This window comes from Streptomyces huiliensis (assembly GCF_020037025.1).
Taxonomy (GTDB): Bacteria; Actinomycetota; Actinomycetes; order Streptomycetales; family Streptomycetaceae; genus Streptomyces; species Streptomyces huiliensis.
In genome coordinates this window covers 1-2,346 of sequence record NZ_JAIQLH010000012.1, presented here as the reverse complement: position 1 = coordinate 2,346, position 2,346 = coordinate 1, and the positions used below count along the sequence as shown (strand labels likewise).

Below are 2,346 nucleotides of genomic sequence, written 5' to 3'. Positions count from 1 at the left end.
CGCCCGGTGCCGGACCATCCGCCGCGCTCCCGTCCGCCACGGTGCCTTGTTCCGCCGTCCCGGACCCCGCCCCCGCGTCCTCCCACCGGTACGCCTCCACCGGCCCCAGCCGGCCGAGCACCCGTGCCCCCCGCGCCCGCACCGCCGCCGCCGTCTCCAGGACGAGGAACGCCGCCGCGCCCGCCACCGGCGCACCGCCGCAGGCGTGGGCGGCCGCCGGGCTGAGCAGGTCGTACGCGCCGCACAGCACCGGGGCGTCGGCCCCGAGGCGGAAGCGCCGGTGGGCCGCCGCGAGGGCCTGGAGGCCCGCGGCGGGACCGGCGAGGGTGGCGGCGGGGCCGCGGAGGCCGTGGCGGAGGCAGATCAGGGACGTCACGCCGTGCGCGTTGAAGTAGACGAACGACTCGGGGGCCAGCGCGGACCGCGCGCCCGCGTCCAGGCGGGCCCGGATGGCCTCCGCCACGTGCCCCGAGCCGTAGAGGGAGCCGACGAAGCAGCCGGTGGCGGACGGGAGTCCGCCCGCCCGGGCCAGCGCCCGGCCCGCCGACGCGGCGATGCGCTCCGGGAGTTCGCCGGTCCACTGGTTGACGTCGCGGCGGCCCTCGGCGCCCGCCGCGTGGGCGCGCCACAGTTCGGCGGTGTCGATCCCGTCCGCGACCGCGGCGGTGATCACGACCTCGCTCGTGGATCTCATCACGGCCTCCGGAAGACGAGCGCGGTGTTCATCCCGCCCAGGCCGCACGACACGCTCAGCACGGTCCGCAGGCCGGGTACGGGCCGGGGGCGGTCCTCCAGGACCAGGTCGAGGTCGCCGAAGGCCGGGTCGACGGGGGCCGCGCCCCACGTCGGGGTGACCGCGCGGTGGACCAGCGACAGCACGCAGGCCACGGCCTCGACGGCGCCCGCACCGCCCTGGAGGTGCCAGAGCGCGCCCTTGACGCTGTTCACCGGGACCGACGGCAGCCGGTCGCCGAACACCGCGCGCAGGGCCGCCACCTCCGCTGTGTCTCCCCGCCGGGTGCCCGGGCCGTGGGCGTTGACGAAGTCCACGTCGTCCGCAGCGAGTTGAGCGTCCGTCAGGGCCAGGCGGACGGCCAGCTCGATGCCGGCCGGGTCCGGGGCGGCGAGGTGGCCCGTCGCGTTGGTCAGGCCGCAGCCGGCCAGCACCGCCAGGACCGTTCCGGGTTCCGCCGCGTCCAGGGGCTCCAGCCGGAGCACCGCCGCTCCCTCCGACAGGCCGATGCCCCGCCGCCGGGTGCTGAACGGCCGGCAGCCTTCGGGGCCCAGCGTGCGCAGCGAGTTGAGGCCGAGCAGCGCCAGGTCCGTGACGGCGTCCGCGCCGCCCGCCACGGCGGCAGGCGCGTCCCCGGCGGCCACCAGGTCCCGGGCCACGGCGACGGCCGCGGCGCCCGACGCCGAGGCGTTGGCGACAGTCACCGCCTCGCCGCCCAGTCCGGTCCGCTCCGCGCAGGCCGCCGCCAGGTCGCCGGGGAAGCGGCCCGGCCGGGGCGGGACCGCGCCGGGGTCCGTGGTGCCGAGGACGAGCGCCACGCGCCCGAGCCCGCCGGTGTCCAGGCCGTCGACCGCCTCCCGCACGGCGGTCCCGGCGAGGTCGAGCGCCCGCCACCGCCCGTCCTTCTCGAAGGCGTCCCCCTCGACGGCGTCCCCTTCGACGCCGTCCGGCACCCGTCCCGCCGCCCGCAGCGTCGCGCCGGCGGTGTCGAACTCCGTGACGGGCGGCCGGTGCGCCCGCCCGCCGCCCAGCGCGTCCCACAGCGCGGGCACCCCCACCCCGCCCGGCCCGCACGAACCCAGCCCGGTGACGGCGACCGGCAGCCCCCCGCCGCTCACCGCCGGCCGCCCCGGCTCAGGGCCCGGGCCAGCGAGCTGAGGCTCGCCGACTCCAGGACGGTGTCATCCGGCAGGGACACGCCCAGCTCCTGCTCCAGCTCCCCGATCACCGAGATGAGCAGCACCGAGTCGACCCCCGCCGCCGCCAGCGGCTCGCTGTCGCCCAGCCACGGCAGGTCCGCGTCCTCGTGCAGCCGGTGCGCGAGCCCGGCCCTGACCCGCGCCAGCAGCGCCCGGTGCGTGTCGTCCGCCGTCACGTCGTCCGCCGTCACGCCGCCTCCGCCGCGACCCGGAACGCCCCGTCGCAGGCGGCCAGGGTGTGGTCGAGGTCCGCGTCCGTGGTGGCGGCGCAGACGAACCAGTGGTGGGTGGGGTGCAACAGCACCCCGTGGCGGGTCGTCTCCGTGAAGAACGCGTCCTGGAGCACCCGCGACCGGCCGGGATCCGGGTGCTCGAAGGTCAGGAACGGCATCTGCGGCACCCCGCGCACCCGCG

The 2,346-nt window shown here is 78.6% G+C and carries 4 protein-coding genes; all 4 read right to left on the bottom strand.

The window, feature by feature from the left end; genetic code table 11:
• A partial coding sequence (locus JNW98_RS03380; protein ID WP_223766545.1) for a 3-oxoacyl-ACP synthase occupies positions 1–694 on the bottom strand: 694 nt, incomplete at its 3' end.
• Complete coding sequence (locus JNW98_RS03375; protein ID WP_223766544.1) at positions 694–1,851, bottom strand: beta-ketoacyl synthase N-terminal-like domain-containing protein; 1,158 nt, start codon at positions 1,849–1,851, stop codon at positions 694–696. The genes JNW98_RS03380 and JNW98_RS03375, both read right to left, overlap by 1 nt.
• Positions 1,848–2,123 (bottom strand): acyl carrier protein, encoded by a 276-nt coding sequence (locus tag JNW98_RS03370; protein WP_223766543.1) that lies wholly within the window; start codon positions 2,121–2,123, stop codon positions 1,848–1,850. Before JNW98_RS03370 ends, JNW98_RS03375 begins: the two co-directional genes overlap by 4 nt.
• On the bottom strand, positions 2,120–2,346 hold a 227-nt coding region (locus JNW98_RS03365), incomplete at its 5' end, for a hypothetical protein (RefSeq protein ID WP_223766542.1). The genes JNW98_RS03365 and JNW98_RS03370, both read right to left, overlap by 4 nt.